Origin of the sequence: Bacillus sp. JJ634 (genome assembly GCF_036962285.1) — a bacterium.
Classification (GTDB): domain Bacteria; phylum Bacillota; class Bacilli; order Bacillales; family DSM-1321; genus Peribacillus; species Peribacillus asahii_A.
Genome location: NZ_JBALMU010000134.1, coordinates 5,402 through 5,935 on the forward strand (window position 1 = coordinate 5,402; position 534 = coordinate 5,935).

The following is a 534-nucleotide window of genomic DNA, read 5'->3' on the forward strand; positions in this document are numbered from 1 at the left end:
TAAAATATCGATTTTCGGGAAATTATGAAGAAAATAAAAAAAGAAAGCGCCATAAAAACACTTTCTTCAAATCTATTTTCCCGCTTCCTATTTCTAATGTTTTAGAAATGGTAACTGGAAAAGATATTTTATTACGTATCGGTATTAGGCTATCCACCTCATTTCTAAATGTTTAGAAATGAAATGGATGTATTTCTAATATTTTAGAAATTTTAAGAGCCAATATTATATTTCTTAATTTTGTTATATAAAGTGGCCAACGAAATGCCTAATGATTTGGCAGCCTTTTTCTTGTCTTCAATACCTGTGCCAAAATAGTTGATTGTCTCTTGAATCAGTCTCCGTTCGGTATCTTCCATTACTCCCTGTAACGAGCGATTCGGTTGCTGTTGAAATAACTCCGCTCCTTGTTTTATCATCGACTCTGGTAGATCGTGGAGTGTAATTTCTGTTCCCTCGGCTATACAAGTCGCATAGTCAATCACGTTTTTCAACTCCCGGACATTCCCAGGCCATTCATAAGAATATAGAAAT

Annotated in this window: 1 protein-coding gene; it reads right to left on the reverse strand. The window is 34.5% G+C overall.

Annotated elements, in window-relative coordinates:
- Nucleotides 1-212: 212 nt before the first annotated feature.
- Nucleotides 213-534 (reverse strand): AAA-type ATPase lid domain-containing protein (locus V7068_RS18180; RefSeq protein ID WP_499713947.1); only part of this gene is annotated, 322 nt, incomplete at its 5' end.